This window comes from Niallia sp. Marseille-Q9988, from assembly GCF_976954375.1.
Genome location: NZ_CDRJSZ010000007.1, coordinates 176529 through 200960, shown reverse-complemented (window position 1 = coordinate 200960; position 24432 = coordinate 176529). Strand labels below are relative to the sequence as shown.

At 34.0% G+C, this 24432-nt stretch carries 21 protein-coding genes and 1 pseudogene; 6 read left to right on the top strand and 16 right to left on the bottom strand.

All coding sequences use genetic code 11. From position 1 onward, the window contains the following. Positions 1–18: 18 nt before the first annotated feature. The 6 genes from dapF to ACWNMZ_RS14535 all read right to left on the bottom strand — a co-directional run bounded on the left by dapF (position 19) and on the right by ACWNMZ_RS14535 (position 7588). Positions 19–1005 carry a diaminopimelate epimerase gene (gene dapF, locus ACWNMZ_RS14560; RefSeq protein WP_235252394.1) on the bottom strand — a complete coding sequence of 329 codons (987 nt, stop codon included), beginning with the start codon at positions 1003–1005 and terminating at the stop codon, positions 19–21. Between the two features lie 599 nt (positions 1006–1604). After that, positions 1605–2801 (bottom strand): IS256 family transposase, encoded by a 1197-nt coding sequence (locus ACWNMZ_RS14555; RefSeq protein WP_031540362.1) that lies wholly within the window; start codon positions 2799–2801, stop codon positions 1605–1607. Between the two features lie 147 nt (positions 2802–2948). Continuing rightward, on the bottom strand, positions 2949–4184 hold the full coding sequence (locus ACWNMZ_RS14550; protein WP_031535956.1) for an EAL and HDOD domain-containing protein: 1236 nt from the start codon (positions 4182–4184) through the stop codon (positions 2949–2951). Positions 4185–4439: 255 nt separating this feature from the next. Beyond that, positions 4440–5738, bottom strand: coding sequence for an NCS2 family permease (locus tag ACWNMZ_RS14545; protein WP_031535957.1), 1299 nt, complete (start codon positions 5736–5738; stop codon positions 4440–4442). 251 nt (positions 5739–5989) lie between these two features. Next, complete coding sequence (locus ACWNMZ_RS14540; protein WP_031535959.1) at positions 5990–6775, bottom strand: hypothetical protein; 786 nt, start codon at positions 6773–6775, stop codon at positions 5990–5992. A 474-nt stretch (positions 6776–7249) separates the two neighbouring features. Next, on the bottom strand, positions 7250–7588 hold the full coding sequence (locus ACWNMZ_RS14535) for a DUF4870 domain-containing protein (protein ID WP_031535963.1): 339 nt from the start codon (positions 7586–7588) through the stop codon (positions 7250–7252). 401 nt (positions 7589–7989) lie between these two features. On the opposite strand from ACWNMZ_RS14535, the gene ACWNMZ_RS14530 reads away from it, so the two are divergent. Next, positions 7990–8547, top strand: coding sequence for a GNAT family N-acetyltransferase (locus ACWNMZ_RS14530; protein ID WP_251629885.1), 558 nt, complete (start codon positions 7990–7992; stop codon positions 8545–8547). A gap of 162 nt (positions 8548–8709) precedes the next feature. Here the strand turns inward: ACWNMZ_RS14530 and ACWNMZ_RS14525 are convergent, their stop codons facing one another. The 4 genes from ACWNMZ_RS14525 to ACWNMZ_RS14510 all read right to left on the bottom strand — a co-directional run bounded on the left by ACWNMZ_RS14525 (position 8710) and on the right by ACWNMZ_RS14510 (position 12568). After that, on the bottom strand, positions 8710–10353 hold the full coding sequence (locus tag ACWNMZ_RS14525) for an FAD-dependent oxidoreductase (RefSeq protein ID WP_031535967.1): 1644 nt from the start codon (positions 10351–10353) through the stop codon (positions 8710–8712). A 151-nt stretch (positions 10354–10504) separates the two neighbouring features. After that, on the bottom strand, positions 10505–11803 hold the full coding sequence (locus ACWNMZ_RS14520) for an arsenic transporter (RefSeq protein WP_031535969.1): 1299 nt from the start codon (positions 11801–11803) through the stop codon (positions 10505–10507). 14 nt (positions 11804–11817) lie between these two features. Next, entirely contained in the window at positions 11818–12162 is a 345-nt protein-coding gene (locus ACWNMZ_RS14515) for an ArsR/SmtB family transcription factor (RefSeq protein WP_031535972.1), read from the bottom strand. Between the two features lie 316 nt (positions 12163–12478). Beyond that, positions 12479–12568 (bottom strand): ArsR family transcriptional regulator, encoded by a 90-nt coding sequence (locus ACWNMZ_RS14510; RefSeq protein WP_231512510.1) that lies wholly within the window; start codon positions 12566–12568, stop codon positions 12479–12481. Between the two features lie 246 nt (positions 12569–12814). On the opposite strand from ACWNMZ_RS14510, the gene ACWNMZ_RS14505 reads away from it, so the two are divergent. The 4 genes and pseudogenes from ACWNMZ_RS14505 (at position 12815) to ACWNMZ_RS14490 (ending at position 16921) form a co-directional block, all read left to right on the top strand. After that, the gene (locus ACWNMZ_RS14505; RefSeq protein ID WP_031535973.1) at positions 12815–14179 is read left to right on the top strand and encodes an MATE family efflux transporter; all 1365 of its coding nucleotides are present in this window, start codon (positions 12815–12817) and stop codon (positions 14177–14179) included. Positions 14180–14613: 434 nt separating this feature from the next. Next, positions 14614–15708 (top strand): annotated as a pseudogene (locus ACWNMZ_RS14500) (putative bifunctional diguanylate cyclase/phosphodiesterase). 243 nt (positions 15709–15951) lie between these two features. After that, positions 15952–16482, top strand: a complete 531-nt coding sequence (locus ACWNMZ_RS14495) for an Hsp20/alpha crystallin family protein (protein ID WP_311298667.1) — start codon at positions 15952–15954, stop codon at positions 16480–16482. Between the two features lie 19 nt (positions 16483–16501). Next, positions 16502–16921 (top strand): Hsp20/alpha crystallin family protein, encoded by a 420-nt coding sequence (locus ACWNMZ_RS14490; protein ID WP_031535978.1) that lies wholly within the window; start codon positions 16502–16504, stop codon positions 16919–16921. 43 nt (positions 16922–16964) lie between these two features. Here the strand turns inward: ACWNMZ_RS14490 and ACWNMZ_RS14485 are convergent, their stop codons facing one another. After that, on the bottom strand, positions 16965–17468 hold the full coding sequence (locus tag ACWNMZ_RS14485) for a GNAT family N-acetyltransferase (protein WP_031535979.1): 504 nt from the start codon (positions 17466–17468) through the stop codon (positions 16965–16967). Positions 17469–17858: 390 nt separating this feature from the next. After that, positions 17859–18632 (bottom strand): CAP domain-containing protein, encoded by a 774-nt coding sequence (locus tag ACWNMZ_RS14480; protein ID WP_031535982.1) that lies wholly within the window; start codon positions 18630–18632, stop codon positions 17859–17861. Between the two features lie 497 nt (positions 18633–19129). On the opposite strand from ACWNMZ_RS14480, the gene ACWNMZ_RS14475 reads away from it, so the two are divergent. Then, positions 19130–19375, top strand: coding sequence for a hypothetical protein (locus ACWNMZ_RS14475; protein ID WP_031535984.1), 246 nt, complete (start codon positions 19130–19132; stop codon positions 19373–19375). 601 nt (positions 19376–19976) lie between these two features. Here the strand turns inward: ACWNMZ_RS14475 and ACWNMZ_RS14470 are convergent. From ACWNMZ_RS14470 to ACWNMZ_RS14455, 4 genes are all read right to left on the bottom strand, one after another. Beyond that, on the bottom strand, positions 19977–20798 hold the full coding sequence (locus ACWNMZ_RS14470) for a hypothetical protein (protein ID WP_048718560.1): 822 nt from the start codon (positions 20796–20798) through the stop codon (positions 19977–19979). 137 nt (positions 20799–20935) lie between these two features. Then, positions 20936–21841 (bottom strand): CobW family GTP-binding protein, encoded by a 906-nt coding sequence (locus ACWNMZ_RS14465; RefSeq protein WP_031535988.1) that lies wholly within the window; start codon positions 21839–21841, stop codon positions 20936–20938. 96 nt (positions 21842–21937) lie between these two features. Beyond that, a complete protein-coding gene (locus ACWNMZ_RS14460) occupies positions 21938–23419 on the bottom strand; it encodes a lmo1851 family serine protease (RefSeq protein ID WP_419181482.1) in 1482 nt (493 codons plus the stop codon). A gap of 145 nt (positions 23420–23564) precedes the next feature. Further along, positions 23565–24422 (bottom strand): M15 family metallopeptidase, encoded by an 858-nt coding sequence (locus tag ACWNMZ_RS14455; RefSeq protein ID WP_031535992.1) that lies wholly within the window; start codon positions 24420–24422, stop codon positions 23565–23567. Between the last annotated feature and the right edge of the window lie 10 nt (positions 24423–24432).

The following is a 24432-nucleotide window of genomic DNA, read 5'->3' as shown; positions in this document are numbered from 1 at the left end:
AAAGAACTATTATTATACTTACTTTAAATGAGCCTCTACATAATTTTGTGCTTCTGTTTGTAGTTTATTATATTGGATAGCTTCATCCTCAAAATAAATCTTATTCTTAACATTAAAATTTTCAATCGTATCCCACTCTAAAGCTACTTCTGCACGATATACATAACTAGCATTTCCAATTAAATCTATGCGGTATTGTCCATTTTGATGGTGAACAATACAGCGAACTTTCCCGCCATTATTATACACATCAACATAAGTATTTTCTTCATTAAATCCATTTAATATCGTAACGAGGGTAGATGCGCTCATCGCTGTACCGCATGCATTAGTAAAACCAACTCCTCGTTCATAAGTACGAACATAGATACTACCTTTATCTAAAATCGATACAAAGCTAACATTAACTCCGTCTGGAAAGTATTCATTTGACCCATTCACATATTTACTTAAAGTTTCCTGTACTTCAGAATCCAGTACCTCTTTATTCACTAACGTAATTAAATGTGGGTTTGGTACTGCTAACGCAGTAAATAACAAATCTTCATGCAGTCCTGGAATCTTCTCATTCAGTAGTGTATCTGCTTCTAATTGTAATGGAAGATCTTCTGTCTTAAAGGAAACTGGAGATATTTCTACCAAATAAGTTGGAATGTTTGGATAAATATCCTCTTCATTTTTCACTTCCAGATTAGCTTTCATCGTTTCAATTACAGCCTCTTCTACTTTAAGCAATTCACAAACATAACGGGCAACACAACGAATACCATTTCCGCACATAGACGCTTCCGAACCATCTGCATTAAATACTCTCATTCTTGCATCGGCTACTTGACTTGACATTACATAAAGAATTCCGTCAGCTCCCAAGGAAGACTCTCTATTACAGAGCGCTTTAGCTAACGTCGCTCTTTCTTCTTCAGAAAACTGATAATCATCTGATATCTCATCTATAATTAAAAAATCATTTCCACTTCCATGACATTTTGTAATTTTTATATTCATTTCCCTATTCCTCCAAGCTGATATCAATCTTCTTCCATTTTACCGTTCCTGCATTTAACCTGCAATTAATTCTTATTAGTAAAAGAGTACAGAAAATAACAAAAGAGGCTGGGACAAAACTAAATAACCAACCTTTAAAGACAAATACTCTCTAATTTAGCTCTTAAATAAAGCTACTATCTCATGATGATTATCTATGATTTTAAATATAGTCAAGTATAAAAACTAAGTCGTTCCATTGCGCTACAGACCCACGATGCGCCATGGAGGAAGCTGAGCCTCCCTCGCATGCTCTGAGGGGTCTAAAGCGTCTCTATTTCCCGCAGGAGTCGAGCGTCCTCTGCTCCATTTCACTTCGTTTTCAAACCTATTTTTAAACTAAAAAACACGAAAATTTATATATATTAACTATATAAATTTTCGCGTTTTTTATTAGTTGAAATGGTACTGTCAATATTTTTGTGTAAATGACTTTTCAACTTCTCAAGGTAGATGATCACCTTCGTATTCAAATAGATTTGTTCGAAGTGTTGATTTGGGTGTCTAGGAAAGGGCTAGCCCTTTCCTAGACACCCAAATTTCGCGCTGGCACGTCCCGGTTAGTTTGTCGGTTCATGTAGCTGCTCAAACATCTCTTCCAACTCTGCACGTGCCTGATTGAAGCCGATGTGACAGCGTGAGGCGAAACGTTGATTGTAGTCCTCGAACTGCGTCACTAAAAAACGTTCCAGTGATTCTTCGTTCGGAAACTGTTCCTTGCGCTTTGTATATTTTTTGATTTGCTTATTGAACGACTCAATTAAATTGGTCGAGTAGATGCTTCGCCAAATTGCTTTTGGAAACTGATAAAACGTCAGTAAATACGGGTTATTTAGTAAGCCTTGTGTAACTTTTTTGTACGATTTGCTCCATTTCTCGCAGAACTGCCCAAGTGCTAGCTCAGCTGCTTCGGCGTCCTTTGCCTGGTGAATCATTTTAAAATCTTCGCAGACTTCCTTGCGATCCTCTACGCGTACTTTATGCATAATATTGCGACCGACATGAACTAAACAGACTTGATATTTTGCTTTTGGAAACACAGTGAAAACAGCGTCTGCCATGCCTTTTAAGCCGTCTGATACGAATAATAAGACGTCTTCTACACCACGGTCTTTCAGCTCTTCTAGTAGCTCTTGCCAGTTGTAAGCAGACTCTGTTGGGGCAATCGTATAAGCGAGTACCTCTTTAGAGCCGTCTTCGCGAATACCAACAGCGATATAGACAGCTTCTTTGGACACCGTATCACGACGCACGGCAATATACGTCGCATCTAAATACACGCATACGTAACGATTATGCAACGAACGGTTGTTAAATGCATCGACTGTTTCTGAAACCGCTTTTGTCATATTCGAAATCGTTTGAGGCGTATAGTGATGGCCGTACATTTTTTCGATTAACTGGGCAATTTCAGCCATCGTAATGCCTTTTTTAAACAGGTGAATCACCGTATCTTCAAGCGTATCATTCGAACGCTTATACGGAGCCACGGTCTGTTGTTTGAACTCACCATTGCGATCACGTGGAATTTGAATGGCTAAATCGCCGTACTCTGTGTGAAGCGTACGCGAATAAGACCCATTGCGTGAGTTGCCTGAATTAAAGCCAATACGGTCATATTTTTCATAATCTAGAAATTCCGTTAACTCTGTCACAAGTAGCGAGTTGATCGCCATTTCCAAGTGCGAACGAAAAACCTCGGTAATATCTTGTTTTTTTACTAGTGCATCGATAATTTCTGTTGTAAACTGATTCATAGGGAAGACCTCTTTTCTAGGATTGGTTGTGGTGACTTAATTCTACCAAGAGAAGGTCTTCCTTTTTACATGGAAATTTTCATTTACACAAAATATTTTATACTCTCGTTGAAATGCTTTTGTCCCAACCTCTCTATTTAATAAACATTATAAATAATCTTCATCCAATAGCTTTTTAGCCCATGAAATGGATTCTGCATATTCTTTAAATAGTTCCTTTTCTTGTATATTTAACTCTTTGCAGCCAAGTCCTATTCCAGTCCAATCAGCTGTTTCTGCAGCTATGACCAATTGGAGTACATCTCGTTGAATATTTTTCTCTCCTGATAATGCTTGTACAATCGTTTCATCTAGAGGTAAATCAGAAAGAATTGTCGCCATATCTCTATTCATAATGGTATCCATAAGGGAGAACATACCCGTTAAAAAAAAACTGCCGTATTCTTGTCTTCCAGGGATTAGCTTTGCGACCGATTCACACATTTTAGAGCGGATTAAACAATTAAGCATTACTTCAAATGAGATTCCATTCTTCCACTCATTTTCTCTTACGGTTAAAACGTATATCCATTTTTGCAGCTCAATAAGCCCAATATAAATAATCGCATTTTTAATACTTGTTACCTTTTGCTTCATTCCATAGCCTAGTGTGTTTATTAGTTTCAATAATTTATAGGACAATGAAATATCCTGCTCGATTAATTTTGAAATACGATTAATATCTGGATCTTCATCATTCAAAAGTTCAAGTATCTTATAATACGTATGAATATAGATTGGTACATCGTGAGTAGACATAATCAGTGGTCTTGAAAAGTAGTAACCTTGAAAATAGTGATATCCTTTATTTTTAGCTTGTTCATACTCTTCTTTTGTTTCCAGCTTTTCTGCAACCAATTCAATATTATTCTTTCTCGCCAACGTTTCCAAATCTGAACGTGTTTCCTTAGTTGTTTGCTGAAAATCAACTTTAATCATATCAGCAAGTAATAGCAAAGATTGTGAGTATAGATTGCTTTTGTCAAAAATAAAATCATCTAACGCTAATTTATAGCCTAGTTGTTTTAACTCTATGCAAATATCGATTATTTTTTGACTGGGAATAACGCTTTCGAGAATTTCGATTACTATGTTTCTTGGTTGAAAATATGTAGGCAGTCTTAGTTCTAATAAATTTTCTGTGAAATTGATGAAACAAGGTTTTCCGTCTGATAGCTTATCTATCCCAATATTAAAGAAACTGTTAATTAGAACTTCTGTCGTCGCCTGATCTCCATTTATATTTGGAAATGAATTCATGTTATTATGTCTATAAAGCAATTCATAGCCATAAACCTCTTCCATTCGATTAAATAGTGGCTGTCTCGCCACAAAAACTTCCATTCCTTTACCTCCGTCAATCTATTTGTGCCATAGTTATTGTCATTTTAATAAATTTATAAGCAGAAGGTTGTCGAACCTTGAGTGTAAGATAATTATTTTTAGCGCTTAAAATGTCTTATTTTGATTAATTATAGGGGCATCTATGGTGCAGTTATTTTTCGATGATAAAGACCATCCTTTATCCTGGTATATTAGTAAAGTTCTTATTCAAAAAATAAAATAAGCGCTATGATAAAGGATGGATCTTCTTTTTGATTAATGTGTATATTGAAGTACAAAATTAATCAAAAACAATGAGGATATGAAATACAAAGGAAGTGAAACATCTTTCGCTTTACCTAATGCTATCTTTAAAATTGGGTAAAGGATAAATCCGATTGCCATACCATCTGCGATACTATAAGTAAATGGAATCATAGCAATAATAAAGAAGCTGGGAAAACTTTCACTTAAATCCCTTAAATCCAGATTACGGATATTTTGTAGCATTAATCCTCCAATAATGATAAGAATCGGTGCAATCGCACTGTCTGGTATTAATTTAATAACAGGAATAAAAAACGCAGAACAAAGAAAAAGAAGTCCTGTTGTTACCGCTGTTAGACCTGTTCTCCCACCAGCTGTCATACTTGCAGAACTTTCCACTGTCGCTACTGTTGGACTTGTGCCAAAAAAACTAGAAAGAAATACAGATATAGAATTAGCTCGAAAAGCCTTTGTAAATCGGTCTGGTCTATCAATAGATTGCACATGGTTATTTACCAATCCAATATTCTCAAAAATAAGTACCATCGTTAGGGAAAATACCGCAATCCAGAATGGAATCGATATTAGTTTATCAAAAGACATATGACCAAACACATTCTTGTATTCTTGTAAGTGGAGCGATTGACTCTTTCCGCTATTTACATCAATTATTCCAAAACTTGCTGCTATCAATGTGCCAACAACAATCGTAATGAGGAAATTTCCCTTCACATTTCTTAAAAATAGGATAATACTTATTAAAAATGTGAGTACAGTTGCTAATACATGTAAATCACTAAAAGATCCTAAAGCAATAATGGAATTCGTTCCTCTTACAACAAGCCCGCCTTTCTCCAAACCGATTAGCATTAAAAATAGACCTAACCCTACAGTAATCGATTCTTTCAATGAAACAGGGATTGAATCACTTACAATCTTTGCAAGCTTCGTAAAGGCAACAATCATAAACAAAATTCCTGAAATGAATACAACCGCCAGAGCTTCTTGCCAAGTTAAAGCCATTGAATGGACAATTGTATAGGAAAATAAAGCATTAATCCCCATACCAGGTACAAGTAAAATCGGAACATTCCCGTAAAAACCCATTAAAAAACAACCTACAACTGACGTTAGAATCGTTGCAATGATCGCTGCTTCTAAAGGAATACCTGCTTCTGCCAAGATTAAAGAGTTCACCACCACAATATAAACAACAGTAAAAAATCCAATAATCCCTGCAAAAATTTCACTTTTAAAAGTGGTTTGATTTTCTTTTAGCTTAAAAAATGAAAAAATATAATCTTTCATTTGAAATACCTATTTAGTTATAGCCCTCTCCCTACCCGCTTCCCTCTTAAACACAAGAAAAGCATGTCATATATTGACATGACTTTCAGCATGAAATAGGGTAGCCACAAGAATTTATGATAGCAGATTCCCATTACTTTGCCAATGTTTTTTAGGAGAAAATACTTACTTTTTCCTACAGATTATGATGATTTCGCCTTTCCTTAGTAATATTTTCTTATCAAAAAAATTTCAGAATAAATTCAAATAAATCAATGATTTGTATACGCAAATATTTTCGCCAATAAAGCATATAGATGGATTACTTCTCTATCCGAAGCATGTGGATCAATTGTAAATAAAGGAAGATTAGGGTCCATGAATCGCTTTGACCACTCCTTTGGCATCCAGCCTTTTCTCAAATGTGCTAATACAATCCCATCTTCTTTCTCAAAATGATATTCCGTATTACCAAAGCTCTTTTTCATCCTGAGTGATTTTTCACCAAATAAAAAAATCCGCGAAGATCGTTTATCTGTTTTCATCTCCATTATTGAGCTTATCATTCTATTGTCTTTATTTAAAATCTCTATCCTATTCCGCTTCATTCTGAAAGTATATTGAAGCACGTTCTCCGTATTATAAAATCCATATGATTTTACATAAAACAGATCAAATAGAAAGGGAAGATACCAGCGAATCACCGAAAATTTCACATCTTTAATTTCTCCAATCTCTTGCCCATTTCTATCAAAAATAACCATACGCAGTGAGGGTGCAGGTAAAAATGATAAAACAACTGTATTTGTTTTTAAAATGGAGTTAACTTGACCAAATGAAAATATTGTATCTACCTTTTCGAATCGTCGTTTATGTAAATAATACTGGCTATAGCAAGTTACACTATAGCATCCAAATGGCACTAAAAGTAAGAAATAAGTAATGCTAGAGTGACTAAAAATAAACAGCACCGTAAAAAGAAAAATTGGAATGCAACTAATTAGACTAGCGTTTAAAGCAGAAACGGCTGTGTATTTATAATATTTTTCTATATTCATAACGAGTCTCCTTTATTTCCATTCTTCCTTACAAGGTTGGATTGTGAGTTTTGGCATATTTTTTAATCTGTAGTAACTATTCTATTAATTTCTACTCAAATCTATGATTAGTTAATGGAGACTTTTTTGGAAAAAATGAAATTAGTTCTATTAAATTGTCTATTATTCTTTTTTATTTAGGAGCAAAAGAAAATGGAGGTCTGCTTTCCAACGCTTTATCGATGGAACAGGAAGACTATAAATTCATTAGGGATATATCAATCCACAAAAGGAGGACAAGGAATGAAAAGAATGGTACCCTCTGCATGAATGAGGGATTAACAGTAATGATGCTTTTTCTGTTAAATGGAATAATACAAATAAAAAAACTGCTGCATATTCCCTATCTCATATACACCACTATCAAGAAGGATAGTATTATACTTAAGAGAATATGCGGCAGTTCTTAAAGCATGTCATGTTTAGTCAAATGGACTATTTAATAAAACGAATTGTTAATGGAATATGATACGCTTGACCCTCATAAGATTTTATTGCTGCAATAATTGTAAATACAAACGCCATTATTCCGATAATAGGTAAAATAATCACTCCTATAATAATAAATATCAGAATCCAGGCAATAAACGAATAAATAGCATAAGAAATTAAAAAATTGAAATATTCCTTACCATGATAATTAACAAAAGGTGAATCCTTTTTCACGAGCCAAATAACTAATGGTCCGATAAAATTAGTAAAGAAACTTGATACGTAAATCAGCATTGCAAAAATTCTCTCATCCGTTGATGATACATCTTCTTTGAAATCCATTTGAAACCTCCGAATTGTAATAATAATTGCTATATTATTATATACCATTGATTAAATTAAATGTTTCATTTTTCTAATAATATTTGTCCAATTATTTTATTATGTTTTTTCATCTATATAACTATTTAGCCTCCCTCACCTTTACATTTATTCATAAAAATTTTACATTTTGTTTGTATTTTCCTATTTTCATTTTCTACATAATTTTGTATGATATAGAAAAGTAATTTGTTATCATGAGATAATAATAAAAGATGGGAAGGCAAATGGTGCGCCACCGCTTTGGTTCTAGTGGGTTCGATTCCCACCCCGAAATTTTTTTTCAATTGGATTAAAAATTTCGAGGGTGGGCATTTCTTTATCAAGAGTAAGTTCTGCCCTCAGGACACGGAGGGATTATTATGTTAAAGAAAAGAGATCTCGAGGATTGCCAAGTGTTATATCCTTTAATGACGCATCCAGTTGTCTTCCCATTTGTGCGTCAAAAAGCTAATTCATATGAAGAATACCTGTTTCTAACAAAACAAACAATGGAAGCAGAAGAAAGAGGAGAACTTATTTCAAGAACCATTTTGGACGAATGGCAAAACCCAATTGGTACGATAAGTTTATTTGATCTAAATAATAATATTGGCTTTCTAGGAACATGGCTAGGGAAGCCATATCATGGAAAAGGATACAATAAATTGGCAAAGGAACTATTCTTCTCTGAAGCATTTTTTGACCTAAATATTGACAGCATATTAATGCGGATTAGAAGCCATAATACTCGATCGCTAAAAGCAGCCGAAAAGCTTCCTTATGCTATTTCTGCCAATGAGACAAGAAGCAATCTTTTACAAGCCTTAAATAGCTCTGGCACAAATTATCAACTATTTGAAATTCCTAAAGATTTATTTACTCTTTATACTTTACGTCAAACTACTGAAGAGAGTACAAATGATCTCAGAGAGGCGTAAATTCATTGGTCAACTGTTCATAATCTACTAAGATCAGCGATAGCTCTAGTATCTATCTACTGATCTTATTTTATTTCTTACATTTTTTCTGTGACATTTTGAATGAAGAAAAGAACCGATAAAGCTTGAACTTAAAGGTTCCTTCCTATGTTAGCAAACCCTTTATTTACTCTTCTTAAAGGTTTGATAATTTTTATTACCACCAGAAAGATTATAAATATCGCTGTACCCTAAATTTCGTAATACATTTTGCGCAGCATTACCTGTTGTACCACTATTGCAATATGTCACAGTAGGGAGCAACGGATCAAGATTCTTCGATTTTTCACGCAAATCACCAAGAGCTATATTAATGGCACTATCCACACATGAGGCTTGAAATTGTTTTGCAGAACGCGTATCAATTACCTGTATTGCTTCACCATTATTTATTCTTTCTGATAAATCACTTGGGGTAATTAGTTTATTTTTCTTTTCTATAGCATTCTGTAACGCCATCCCAGTATACATAACAGGATCTTTTGTTGTACTAAAAGGTGGAGCATACGCTAAATCAAGATGGAATAAGTCTTCAGCTTTTGCTTGAAATGTAATGGCTGTAACAAATACATCCATTCGCTTATCCACCCCTTCTTCCCCCACAATTTGTACGCCTAATATTCTGCCTGTTTGTCTATCAGCAATTGCCTTAATGATTAAATCTTTCCCTCCAAGATACTCCGCTCTAGCAGGTTTGATATTGTGCAGGATTTCAATTGAATATCCTTCTTCTAATGCTTCTTTTTCTGTCATACCAGTTTGTCCAACAGCTAAATCAAAAACTCGCAGAATTCCTGTACCTAAAATACCTCGATGCTCTAGTGAACCACCAGTTATCACATCACCAGCTATTCTCCCCATTTTATTAGCTGTACTACCCAATGGACGATACAGCGGTTTCCCTGTTATTAAGGAAAAGCTTTCCGCCACGTCACCTACTGCATACACATCTGGTATATTTGTTTGCATTTTACTATTTACAGCAATGGCCCCTGATTGACCAATATTAACACCTATTGCCTCAGCCAATTGTGTATTTGGGCGCACACCTGTTGCTAAAATGACCATATCTGCTTCGATAACTTTTCCTGATTTTGAATGTATTTCCGCTTCATTTATTGCGGTTATTTCTTCATTTAAAAGGAGTTTTACCCCTTTTTTAACTAAGTGCTCCTCTACACGTATAGCCATATCCTTATCCAAATGAGACATAACTTGATTGCTACGCTGAACTAACGTTACATCTAATCCTCTTGTTTTAAGCTGTTCTGCCATTTCTAAGCCAATATAACCTGCGCCAATAATAGTTGCTTTTTCGGGCTGCTTTTCTTTCATAAATTTTTCGATAGCTTTCGTATTTTGAATGGTTCGAACCTGAAAAACATGCTCCAATTCTACACCACTAATTTCAGGAGTAATTGGTGTTGCACCTGTTGCAAAAACTAATACATCATATATATCCTCTTTTACTTCGTTTGTATCTAAGTTTTTCACTTGAATCTTTTTCTCTACAGCATCGATACTGGTAACTTCATGTCGGATAAAAATGTCTACATTATATCGTTTTTTAAACCAAGATGGAGTCCTTGGTGTTAAAGTTTCCAATTCATCTATTTCTCCACCTAGAAAATAAGGAATTCCACAAACTGAATAGGAAATGTCATAATCTGCATTATATAAGGTGATCTCGGCTTGTTCGTCATTTCTACGTGCTTTTGCTGCTACAGAAGTCCCTGCTGCAACCGATCCTATTATAATAATTTTCATGTTTATCCTCCTATATGCATTCATTTTTTTCTTAAATCGATTTAACCTTTCTTTTTTGCAATGAATCATATAAAAACAGGCGACTAAAAATGGCTCGTTCCTTCTCTCTTGCTTTTTTTAGAGTTCGGAGATTAATGGTTTAACTTACCAACTATGAAAGGAAAGAAAGCCAGAAGTATAAGCCAATTAAAGTAATAAAAAGAGTCGGAATGGTTAAAATTATTCCCGTTTTGAAATAGGTTCCCCATGAAATCTTTACCCCTTTTTGTGATAATACATGTAGCCATAATAAAGTTGCCAGTGAACCGATCGGGGTAATTTTTGGACCTAAATCGGAACCGATTATATTAGCATAAATTAATCCCTCTTTGATTACTCCAGTTGCATTAGTATCTGCTATTGCTAAGGCATCGATCAGGACAGTCGGCATATTATTCATTATGGAAGAAATAATAGCAGCGATGAATCCCATGCCAATGGTTGCAACAAACAATCCCTGATCTGCAGCTGCTTGAATAACGCTTGAAAGCAGGTTGGTTAATCCTACATTCCGAAGACCATAAATAACAACATACATTCCTATCGAAAAGAAAACAATTGCCCAGGGTGCTCCCTTCATTACATTCCGAATAGATACCGCCTCGCTTCTTCTTGCAAAAAAGAGAAAAATAATTGCGATAATGCCAGCAACAAACGATACTGGAATCTTCAAAAACTCACTTCCAAAATAGCCAATAAGTAAGACCACTAAAATGCCCCAAGAAATCCGGAACATTTTTTGATCTTTAATTGCATCAACGGGAACCTTTAAGTGGCTTGAGTCATACTTCTTAGGAATACTCTTACGAAAGTATAGATATAACACAAGGATACTAGCTAATAAGGAGAATAGATTTGGAACAATCATTCTGGATGCATACTCAACAAAACCAATACCAAAGAAATCAGCAGAAACTATATTCACTAAATTACTTACCACCAACGGCAAGGATGTAGTATCTGCAATAAATCCACTAGCCATAATAAATGGAAAAACCATTTTTTCTTCTAGCTTTAATGCTCGAACCATCGCGAGTACAATGGGGGTTAAAATAAGTGCTGCACCATCGTTTGCAAACAACGCTGCAACAATTGCACCTAATATCGAAACATAAATAAACATCTTAAGCCCGTTCCCGTTCGCGGCTCGTGCCATATGTAGTGCTGCCCATTCAAAAAAGCCAATTTCGTCTAATATTAAAGAGATAATTATAATTGCTATAAAGGCAAGTGTTGCATTCCAAACAATCCCTGTTACATCAGCAACATCATTAAAATCTACTACACCTACCAGTAATGCTAGTATTGCCCCTCCACAGGCAGACCAACCAATCGAAAGATTTTTTGGCTGCCAGATAACCAATGTTAATGTTAATAAAAAGATAATTATTGCCAAGACTGTTTGTAACAAAGTGTCAACCTCCATTAATTACATATGATTCTAAAACCTTTTTCTTCTAACCTCTCGATTTTTTCTCGCTGATTTGGGATGTGTTTTAATAGCTCCATTATCATTTCATAATAGTCACTAGTATTATTTAATGAATAAAAAACCCACTGCCCCTTTTTTTGTTCCTTTACAATTCCCAAATCTCTCATTTTACGAAGATGCTGACTAATTGCTGGCTGTGATATATTAAAGATTTCAACAAATTCACACACACAGCATTCTTGTTCAGACAACAAGCTTACAATGCTAAGTCTTGTTTTATCCCCTAGTAATTTTAAAACACTAGCTGTCTCTTTTAAAGATTGGTCTTTTTTGCTCATTTTTATCCTCCTTTCTACACGATTTCCTATTACATAAGCTTATTGTTATATACTTATTTAAAGAAAAGAAATACAATATTTATTAGTATTTGTATCTATTCTTTTAATATATAATTATATACTTATATATTATCAGTAAAAAAAGGTGCTGTCAATTACATTTTTTTACTTTTAAATACAAGAAATTCTTTTGCCGTGATCTTCTAAGCTAATAAATTTTTCTTCTTGCTCATTTACTTACTTTAGAATATCGTTAACCATCGAAAAATGTATATTTTGTTGATTTAGAAAATTGATTACCCAGTCCAGCATCCTTTTACTTTCTCGAATGTTGACTAATAGCAGGTTGAGACAATTGAAACCCATCTACAAATTCACATAAACAGCATTCGTGAACCGTTAGCATCCCTACCATTAATAACTATGTTTTATGCCCTAAAAGGTTTAAAATATTTGCTTCACTGTCAAATTGTTTCGAAGACATATATTCTTATCCATTTCCATTCATATATAAATTTCATCATAATCTGTTCATCTTAACTACAAACCACTTTTATGCAAAGAATTTAGAAGTTTCCGTTTCTTTCGTTCCATCATTCTCCCAATCTATGGTATAATACGAAACGTTATTGTTAAGAAAGAGGACAAAAAGATGAAACAATCAAATTCAATTAATCAAAAGTTAACACAAATGATCGTTATTTTAATGCCTGTACTTGTTACACAGGTTGGCATATTTGCACTAAGCTTTTTTGATACGACAATGTCTGGACATTATAGTCCCGTTGACTTAGCGGGAGTAGCAGTAGGGAGCTCCTTATGGACACCAATCTATACAGGACTCAGTGGGATTCTTCTTGCTTTACCTCCAATCGTTTCCCAATTAATGGGTAGAAGCGAACCACAAAAGGTACGATTTTCAGTTATCCAAGCTGCGTATCTTTCTTTTAGTATGGCTGTAACACTTATAATAATTGGCTACTTCTTTTTAGAGTCCATATTAGGAAGTATTGGGTTAGAAAAAGAAGTCTTTAACGTTGCTTACCATTACTTAGTAGCCTTGAGTACGGGGATTATTCCTATTTTCTTATACTTTGTTCTTCGTTCTTTCATTGATTCCCTTGGCCAGACTCAGATTACCATGTTTATTACTTTAATTGCCATTCCGATTAATGTAGTATTAAATTATGCACTTATCAATGGGATATGGATATTTCCCGAGCTAGGTGGAATAGGAACTGGTTATGCAACAAGTATAACGTATTGGATTATGTTTTTTATTGCCATTTATATCGTGCATCGAAAACAGCCTTTTGTTTCGTTTCAATTATTTACTCAATTTTCAAAAGTATCTTGGATTAAATGGAAGGAAATTTTGACAATTGGGATTCCGATTGGTTTTTCCGTGTTCTTTGAAACAAGTATCTTTAGTGCTGTGACAATTCTAATGAGCAATTACGATACTAATACAATTGCTGCACATCAATCGGCAATTAACTTTGCCTCACTCTTGTATATGGTTCCCCTCAGCATTTCTACAGCATTAACCATCCTTGTTGGTTATGAAGTTGGAGCCAATCGCTTGAAGGATGCAAAAGCATATAGCTGGTTAGGAGTGGGACTAGCGTGTTTCATTGCATTTATAAGTGGAATAATTCTGTTAACATTCCGAATGGATATTGCTGAAATTTATACAAAAGATTGGGAAGTGCTAAATCTAACAGCTCACTTTCTTATTTATGCGATATTCTTTCAATTATCAGATGCTATTCAAGCACCAATTCAAGGAGCTTTACGAGGCTATAAAGATGTAAATGTTACACTTCTTATGAGCTTTCTATCCTATTGGGTGATTGGTTTACCAAGCGGCTATCTTCTTGCTATGTATACCCATTTAGGTCCCTTTGGCTATTGGATCGGTCTCATTATCGGTCTTGCTACAGGAGCTATTTTCTTAACGAGTCGATTAATAAAGATACAGAAGAAAAAATTTGCTTATCCGCAATATCAGCATTAAAAGAGTGATTACCACAAGGGGAAAGATGTAAAAAAAGATAAAGTGAAACTTCCATCAGTGGTGGGTTTTCCTTTATCCCCCTACTATTGAATGGTAAAACTCTTGGTCATTACGGTGCTAATCTCCGACCTACCTCTAAGTATCAATAGAACTAGAAAATTTCTATCCCCTTCATATAAGAGAATATCTTCCATCATATAAATCTATGATTGTCACCATTCACATTGTTGATAACTAAACAAATCAAAAGTCCCTACTTTAACCTCTTACTGTTTAGTTAATAAATGTTGCTTTAGAAGATATAACAGAACAGATTACGACTCAGAGGCAAGTAAAATTCGTAGCATATCAATATCATGATGATTTAACTGGTTTATTCAAATGAAGAGGAATTTATCGAAATTTAGAAAGTCACCATTCACGCTAACACGCTTGTGGCAACTATTCTTATCGATCTCGACATGTTCAAAGACATCAATAATCTTGGCCATGTCGCTGGAGATACCTTACTGAAGCAAGTTACGGGAAGATTAAAAAAAATATTGATACGAGGTGAATTGCTTGCAAGAATGGGGAAGACGAATTTTTTCATTTGCCTTATTGCGCCCTATAGTCGGAACGAAGTATTTGAAAGAATCAAGAATATTCAAGATTTAATGAAGGAGCCATTCCTAGTACAAGAGACTTTGAAAGAAATTACTATAAGCATCGGTGTTTCTTTTTATCCAGAAGATGGCAAAGATTTAAACACGCTGATTAAGCATGCTGATATGGCCATGTATGAAGTCAAGCATTCTGGAAGAAATAATGTCATTTTCTTTTCTTCTCAGGTTGAAGAGAAGAAACTAGAACAAATCAATATGCTTCAGTCATTAAAGATAGCTCTTAAGCAAGAACAATTTATTCTTCATTTCCAACCCAAGCATAGTACTAATCACAAAAAAAAAGTAGGTGTAGAGACATTAGTACGATGGAACCATCCAGAAAAAGGTTTTGTCAGTCCAGATGAATTTATTTCATTAGCAGAGGAAAACGGTCTAATTATTCCTCTCAGTAACTGGATTATTGAATAGGCAATAAGCTCATTTTCGGGTTGGATACTAGAATATAATGTGAATTTTCACCTTTCTATCAACATATCGCCTATTCATTTTTTAGATGAGAACTTTATACCATTTTTATTTGCGCAATTACAGAAATTCAAACTTCCAACACATATGATTGATCTAGAAATCACCGAAAACCTGGCTATTGAAAATACAGAACAGACTAAGAAAAAAATTAATATACTGAAGGAAAAAGGAATCCAAAAATCGATGGATGATTTTGGAACAGGTTACACCTCCCTGACATACTTATCACAGTTCAACCTGGATCGCATAAATATTGATCGTTCCTTTATTAAAGAATTACCAAAAAATAAAAATGATGCGGCCATAGTACAATCTTTGCTATTTGTAGCCAAAAACTTAAATATTACGGTAACAGCTGAAGGCGTTGAAAAGGAAGAACAATTAAATGCCTTTTAGAATGGGGATGTGATGAAATTCAAGGCTACTATTATAGTAGGCCATTACCAGAGGATAAACTTCTTAAGTACTGGCAAGAAACGGTACAGTAATATATTGATAATGGTCCTTAGGCTACTTTGTAAAATGAATAGTTAGACATGGAGCATATGAAAAAGGCATTGCGCTTATCTGATTTTTTTCAATATTCATTTAAAGAAATGCCAACTAGGCAAATACACACTTTTATTATGTGTGAATACAATGAAAAATAAGCATATATTTGCAAAGGTGAGAAAGGATGAATTTCCAATGTTCCCATGGAATTTATTCCCTTTTAATAAAGATTCAAAAAATAGAATGGATCAAATGAATCCTCAAGATATCCAAAAGTATGTACAAGAAATGATGGATAAACTTATGCCAGAATCTCTTCAGAAAATGGAGCCAGATACTATGTTCCAGCAATTTTCAAAAGGTGCGAATTATCGCAATGATAACATTCACGATTCAGAAAAATTCAATTATGTCGTTTTTGAAACCCATCATCACGTTTATGTCAGAATTCCTATTCTAGAAAGCAGCTGGCTTGAACATATTAAGATCTTTTATACATCTAACCAATTAGTAATAGAGCATATTCCATCATTTGAAGACAAACATATGATTACATTGCCTGCCATTGTAAGAAAAAAAGGGTCTGCTGCCGTTTACAAAGATCATATTTTAGAGATAAGGATTCAGAAGAATATTGATATTCAATTTTCGGAGATTGATGTAACAGAAATGAATTAAAAAGGAAGCGGGAATTTTTATGAGTTTTGACAACTTAAAAAAAATCTATCAATTTTCAGAGAATAGTCATAAGGAAGATTATTGGAAAGAAATGTTTGGATCTAGTGACAAAGAGTGGTCTTCCCTTTCACCAACATCGATAAAAAATAGCGATACTTTCCCAGCATGTGATTATTATTTATTTGAATCTTGTTATTTTATTGATATGGAGTTGCCAGGAATGGATATAAACCTTTTAAAGATTCGTATTCATCACCATGTCCTTTATATAGAAGGATATTATAAAACCCTTTTTCCTAAATGTTCCTATCTTTTGAAAGAACGACAGAATAAACATTTTCTAAAAAAAATCAGCATCCCAAAATATGTGAATGAAAATACGATTAAAAAGAAATATGAAAATGGAATTTTACAGATTTCCTTTGCTTGCAAAGTGTGATAAGAGGAGATCTAGCGATTTCCTCCTATCTCCCTTTAAGGAATCATAGAAATAATTTATCATAGCAATAAAATGGTTTGTCTTTTCCTTCAAAAAAAGTAGAACCAACTTTATTATATCCATTTTTCATAAATAAGTTTTGTGCTTTATCATTTAATGAATATGTATCAGTTTTCAAGTAAAATACATCTTGTTCAATGGCGTACACTTCAGCGAATGCTAATAAATTACTCGCAATACCGCCACCACGAATATCTGGATCAACAACTAATCGATGGATAACCATGTATTCTCTATTATGATAAGTCCAGGCAATACCCTCATAGTTTTTTCCACCAATTTGATCAATTGTAATAGAACCAACCACTTTGTCATCCATAATAGCAACAAAGAGATTTTTATTTTCGATATCTATTTCAAAGCTATTTTCATTAGGGTATTTATGAGACCATTGATCATTTCCTTCTTTTTGCATAATCACTAAAGCCTTCTTAACAATCTCCATGATTGTTGGTAAATCATCTATATGTCCTTGTCTAATTTCCACTTGTAATTTCTCCTATGCAATAAATTCTTCCCTGTAAACTCTCTTAGTTAGTGTGCTTGTTCTTAAAGTAGATATTCAGGAAAAATTATTATATAAATTAATGCTCAAAAATACCACTATTTTGTTTAATAAACATCTATTTCTATAATTCTCTTTATTCAGAATCATCTAAGTTAAAATATAATTTCCATAGTTGGCTACTCTTTCTCGCCTGCCAATACTACTTGAACTCAAATAAGCTTGCGGTTGTGTCTACTATAGCTAGTATTGTATTAAACTTGATGCTTTCCAAAACACTATTGATTCAAGATAATAAAAAAACAACTCTATCAGAAAAAAATTCTGTAGAGTTGCATGTTTAATTATTTTATATCGATAATATTATTGGTGTTACTTTCCGATAAATTGCTGTGTCCAATAACTTCCATTTTCAACATATCCAACACCTATATGTGTAAATTTATCACTTAGAATATTTGCACGATGTCCTTCACTATTCATCCATGCCTTTACTACTTCTTCTGGTGTTTTTTGGCCTTTGGCAATATTTTCTCCTGCCGCTTTATACGTGATGCCAAATTGCTCCATCATGTCAAAGGGACTGCCATAGGTTGGGCTTGTATGGTCAAAATAATTATTTGTACTCATATCTTGTGACTTTGCTTTAGCAACCTTACTTAATTCGCTATCTAAAGTAAGGGCTGGTAAATCATAGTTAGCTCTTTCTTTATTAGTTAATTCTACTACTTCTTTTTCAAAAGCGCTTACCGAAGCAGTTGCATCCTCAACCTTATTATTAGTAGGTTCAGCTACCTTATTATTTTGTGAAGTAGTTGTTTCAGGCTTTGATTGCTCTTGGTTTTTTTTGTCTATTTGTTCTGTATTATCCTTCTTAACTTCCGTTTGTTTGTTTTCAGATTGATATGTTTGTTGTTTTCCAATTGACTCTTTCCATTCACTCCATACTTTATCCAAATCAATTTGATAATTACTAGAAAAATCATTTACTATTTTATTAAGTTGCTCTTCTGAAAGATTATATGATTGATAGATTACCTTTGCCTCTTTTGGTTGAACTGTAGCAGCCTCTGCTTTGCTTGCTAGTGGAGTTGCCATCAATGTTGTTGCTGCCGCTACTGAAAAAATTAAATTTTTCTTTTTCATTCTATATTTCCTCCTTAGTTGTCCAAATCGAAAGTTTAATAGATTTTGTTGTTTTCGACTTACTACGAAAATCATAACATAGGTTTTTTGTCATATTTTTGGATAAAAAAACCAATTAGTTGTTAGATAACAAAGAATGTATATAGGAAAAAACAGGAAAATGAATAGAATAATAGATACATCAACCAAAATATATCCTTTATTTTATCCATAAATAGAATGGATAAAAAAACCATTAATAGGAATTATATTATAGAAACCTATATTTTGGACAACAAATGATGCTTGACAGACATTTTTTTTTCGAATGAAAATAACATTAAAGTCAATGTGTTAACAAAAATGTACAAGTTGTTACAGTGGGAGCTTAAAGAACTATTTGTATTAATGAGTAAAAAAGGATGATTCCTTATTTCTACTTCTGCTATATGCATAAAAAAACGATAAGATTGGAAATATAATTAGGAATAATATCTTATAAAGAATGGAGTAATGATATGAATACACCGTATTGCTGCCCCAATTGCAAGACGAATCGAAGTCGCTTTAATATTATTAAGCAAGTTTCTCAATCAGTTAAATTAGATCCACAAACAGGTAATGTTATGGAGGAATATTCATCTGATAACCTATCTCCTTTCCATATGGGTTATTCTGGACCAGAATATCGAATTCAGTGTGCTGCTTGCGGCTTAGTGGAAGACGAAAATACATTTATTAAGTTTGGAGAAATGAAGGGATAACGAAAAGTAACCTTTCAGTAAAGTGAAACTTGTGTGGGGATTTCCCTTCGTTCCCCACTGTAAGATTAGAGTAGATGAAAATTCAGAATAACGGACAGTTAAACTACCTATCTTACGTTCAAAAGCAAAAGGTAATAGTCCTGTCGCCAATAAAAGTGGTAACAATTGAGTTTACTCAAAAAAGAGGAGTTATGGTACAAAAGTATTTTACTTAAAAGGAATACAATAACGGGAGGTCTATTATTATACCTACAGCCTGAATACCACTTTGCTTTCCAAGGGGAGAGTGGTATTCAGGCTGCTCTGTTTTTCCCCTTAATTAGTGGTCTTTTCTTTTATTGAAAAAGACACTTTAAAAACTAAGTTGAAAGGAGGAGAAGACACTGAATAAGTATAGTTCTCCTTAAACGAGGATTTATTTATTTGAAAGCGAGCTATTGCCTCAATAGAGGAAAGGCTATAGCCCCCGTCCTGTCGTTCATGCAGAGAGGAGGCATAGTTTCCTCCTCTGCATGAACGAATGTCTGCATCTATAGCCAATAGAACGACTTTTTTAAAATCCATAGATAAACAATATGAGAAGGAGCATTATTTATAGCTATTAAAATAATGGTTCTTCTACTTTAACCTTCCAAGGTTCTAGTGGGGAGCTTCTGATTATTACTAGCTCCTTGTTTATACTTTTTGGTTTCTCGTTCTTTACGTAAATATTCCAATCAATTGGAAGATCAATTTGTAATGCTTGTTCAAACTGTTGGTGGTCAGGCTCTTGTAATCGATTAATTTTTATATTTTTGATTGGTTCTAACGCTGTCCACCATTCCTGTTTCGTTGAAATGTACCGCAAAATGGTAGTATCCTTTTCCTTTAATCCAGCAGTATACGCTTTGGCAACCTCGCTAGGATTCATCTGCTCTAAATACTCTTTTAAATGGCCAGCAGCCTTATACACCATTAATTTATGGGAAAAGTCCATCTTCTCTGTCTTATGTGTGGTACTCCCTAAAAAGTGCACACAGAAATGACCAGGAAAATCGTTATTTAAAGCACCTGCGCCGTGCGGCATCCCATGCATCGATGCAGCAAACAATTGGTCATCTACCATTATAAGAATCGCTCTTCTTCGCCAGCTCCATTTTCCGTCATATATTTCTTTCATTATCTTTGTATCCTTCACACTTAGAGGCTGCACATCAGCATGCTGGCTTCCAGCTCTCCGTTGTACTTTAAACTGCTTCTTTGTCTCTATATCAATAATGGTAAACTTACTGTATCTAGGAATCATTTCATTTATTGTATTCCAATTTAACAGTTGAATATCAAAACTAATAGGAGAGGTTATTTCTTCTTCTGCAGCTCGCACTGAAATCGCAGAAACCAAAAATTGATAACATATAACCATAAATAAAATTTTTCTGTACACAAAGGACCCCCATTCACTTTTATTTGAATAATGAAAGTTTGCCCCTTTTTCTCTACTGTACTCATTCTATTTTACTCATTGCTAACAATTACCAAACTATATTATATGAAAGGATCCTTGCTAAAAAAACCAATATCTTATAATTTATTTAGTGATTCTTCAACCAATTTCCAGTCTATGTTTTCCCCTATAAATACCATATTTAATGGCATTTTCATGTCTTCTTGCATGAATAAAGGCATTCCATATGAGTATTGAAACAAATCTGGATATTTTGCTTGGTGAAATTGAACATATCCTTTTATTCTATAAATCGTATCTGGAAGCTCTCTTAAAAAGGTTTCAAATTCATCTGCAGCAATCATTTTTTTAAACGTATACACAAAAGTACTCAAGTGTAATTTATGGATTGACGTTTTTTGTACGTTATCGTAAACCTGTGTATTCATTTCCAGTAATTTTTCAAATGGAAATTTTGAAAAGGTTGTTAATATAGTAAATGCATGTGGGGAAATGGATTGAAGTTCAAAACTAATTTTTGCTTTTTCTGCTTCCGTCAATTGATCTTCTTTATTAATGATTAATAAACTAGCATGTCTGGCTTGCTCCAAGATTAGCTGTTGAACTGGGGCGTTTAATGTAGCTCGCTCTATCCACTGCTTTCCATTTATTACTGTTATTATCCCTTTAAATCGAAGACGATCTGCGAAAATGGGAGATAGAATTCCATCGATCGTTTCTACTGGATGTGCAGCTCCTGTTGTCTCGAAATATATCACATCTGGTTTTTCTTCCATTAATAATGTTTGAATTTGGGCTTCCACCTCATCTTGTATAGTGCAGCACACACATCCTCCGAGTAACTCTTTTAAAGGAATATCTTCCTCTATTTCATTCGAATCAATCGATACTTTACCTAATTCATTCATTAAGACGGCTACTTTTCGTCCAATTTCCTTTTCTTTTTTTAAAATTTCCTTTAATAACGTAGTTTTTCCACTGCCTAGAAAACCGGATAATACATAGATATCTGTCTGTTTCATCTTTATAACATCCTTTAACTATTGTCTTTTTACTATTGAAAACAGCCTATGAAAAAGAGGATGACAAATTGTCACCCTATTCTTCGATGTTAAAGCTTATTTTTCCATTTCCTTTTTTAATACTTCTATTGCTTTATTCATTTGTGTATCTGATTTTTGGAGTTTTTCACTAAGTTTATTCATTAATTGCGTAGTTGTCTTGTCAGTAATAACTCCGTCTTCTTTTAATTTTTCTTTCTTTTGGAACTCTTTTGTTGCTTTTTCAGTACTTTCATCAAAATAACCATTGGTATTGTCTATTTCATACCCTAATGCTTTTAGCATTTCTTGTGCTATTTTAACTTCTTCTGAATTACTGCCTTTTTTCAATTTACTTTCAGGATTGATCATTGTAAGGCTTGCATAGCTTGGAAGCTCCACTTTATAGGTTGGCTCAATTCCTTTTTCATGTATCCAGCTGCCATTAGGAGTTAGCCACTTATCAATTGTATACTTAATATTGCTTCCATCTGTAAAGCTCTCTGCACGTTGGACAGTTCCTTTTCCAAACGATTTAACACCAACTAATGGAACGTCTGCAGATTGATTAACAGCACCAGCTAAAATTTCAGAAGCACTTGCACTTCCTCCGTCAATGAGCACAACAAGCGGAATATCCATATTGTTGCTATTTTGAGAGGTAACTTTGTCAACCGTACCATTTTTATGTTCAATTTGATAAATAATTTCTCCGTTTGGAACAAAGAGATCTGCAATTTTTTTCACTTCTTCAAGTATCCCACCAGGATTATGTCTTAAATCGAGGACAATTCCTTCCATACCCTCTTCCTGGTATTTATTTAAGATTTCAACTAATTCTGACGCTGTATGTTCTGAAAAGCTTGTTATTTGTATTTTAGCGATTTTATCTTTTTCCATTTCTCCATAAACTGTCTCAATCGGAATCGTATCTCTTGTGATTGTTATTTTTAATGGATCACTTGCACCTGCACGTTCTATTTCTAAATCTACTTTTGTTCCTTTTTCACCACGTATTAACAGAACTGCTTCAGAAGAACTCATACCTTGTAGAGATTTCCCGTCTACTGTTAGAATTTTATCGTTCGGCTTAATTCCAGCCTTTTCAGCTGGAGAACCTTTAATGGGTGATACGACGACGATGCTATCATCTTGTTCCTGAATTTCAGCACCTATTCCTTCGAAAGAAGAAGAGATACTTTCTTGAAAACTTGCGGCTTCTTCCTCATTCATATAATCAGAATATGGATCATCTAGTGCTGTGAACATTCCATCAATAGCACCATTAACTAAATCCTCCGAAGTTAAATCCTTATAATAATCATCCATTAATGTATCATACGCTGTATACAATTTATTAAATTCATCTCGTTGATTATTTACAGTTACAGCAGGTTCCTCGCCAAAAGAAAAAGCAATTGTAGTTATACCTGCTGCTGCAATTACAACAACAAATAAAAGCATGACAAAATAAAACTTTTTTATTTTTATATATCCTTGTCCACTTTCTTGTTCTAATTCCTTTTCATTACTGTTTTTTTCGTTATCCAAATGCCTCACCACTTTCGTTTCCAAGAGAGTTATACACTATGTATAAAAATAGAATACCATTTTTATTTTTATTTAATCAAATATGAGAAAGCTTCTCCTATAGAACTACAGAAAAGGAATAATGTAGGATCCCACTCCTTTCCTGTATTCTTCATTAGATTTTTCGAACAACTTTGAAGTATTCTTCTAATGTCCAGTCATTTTCATATATATCTTTTGCAGATTTTTTCCCCACATATCGGAAATGCCATGGTTCGTATTTATACTGCGTTATACTTTCCTTTCCCTCAGGATAACGCAGTATAAATCCATATAGATGAGCATTTTCCTTTAACCATTTTCCTTCTTTCGTTTCTCCGAATTCTTCTGTTAATAAAAAGTCTGCACTTTTGCTTGAAATATCCATAGCTAGTCCTGTTTGGTGCTCACTATTACCAGGATAAGCAACTGCTTGTACCGCCTTTTCTTCTCCTACTCGGTCCACTTCTGCACCAAATAAGACTGTTTGACGATCATAAGAACGGTAACCTGAAACTGCGTAAAGGGTTATGCCACTCTTCTTTGCCCCATTAAACATGTCTTCCAAGGCTTTAGCAGCTTCTTCTCGCATATAACTTTTTTCAATATCCTGATTACCAAACGAAAATTCCACATTTGGTCGGACTAAATCTTCTGGTATATATCCATCTGGCAATCCAAATTCTTTATTGACAAGTGATACAATATTCATTGGATTTTGAATAATATTTCTTCCATCTACAACTTTAATTTCGTTAAAAAAGATCGATTCTAATGTCCATGGATATTCTTCTTCTTCGACCTCTTCAGGAGGAGTTTGTTGCTCTTCCTTCTCTTGCTCCTCTTCGTTAACCTGGTTTCCGCTATCTTGCTCATCCGCTTTTTCGTCCCAAAAAGAAATTTTATCTTTGAGGGATGAAAAATCAACTTTTTCACATCCCGTTAGCATAAGCGTTGCTATTGCTAGTGCAGGGATGGTTACTGATCTTTTCATTTATGTCACC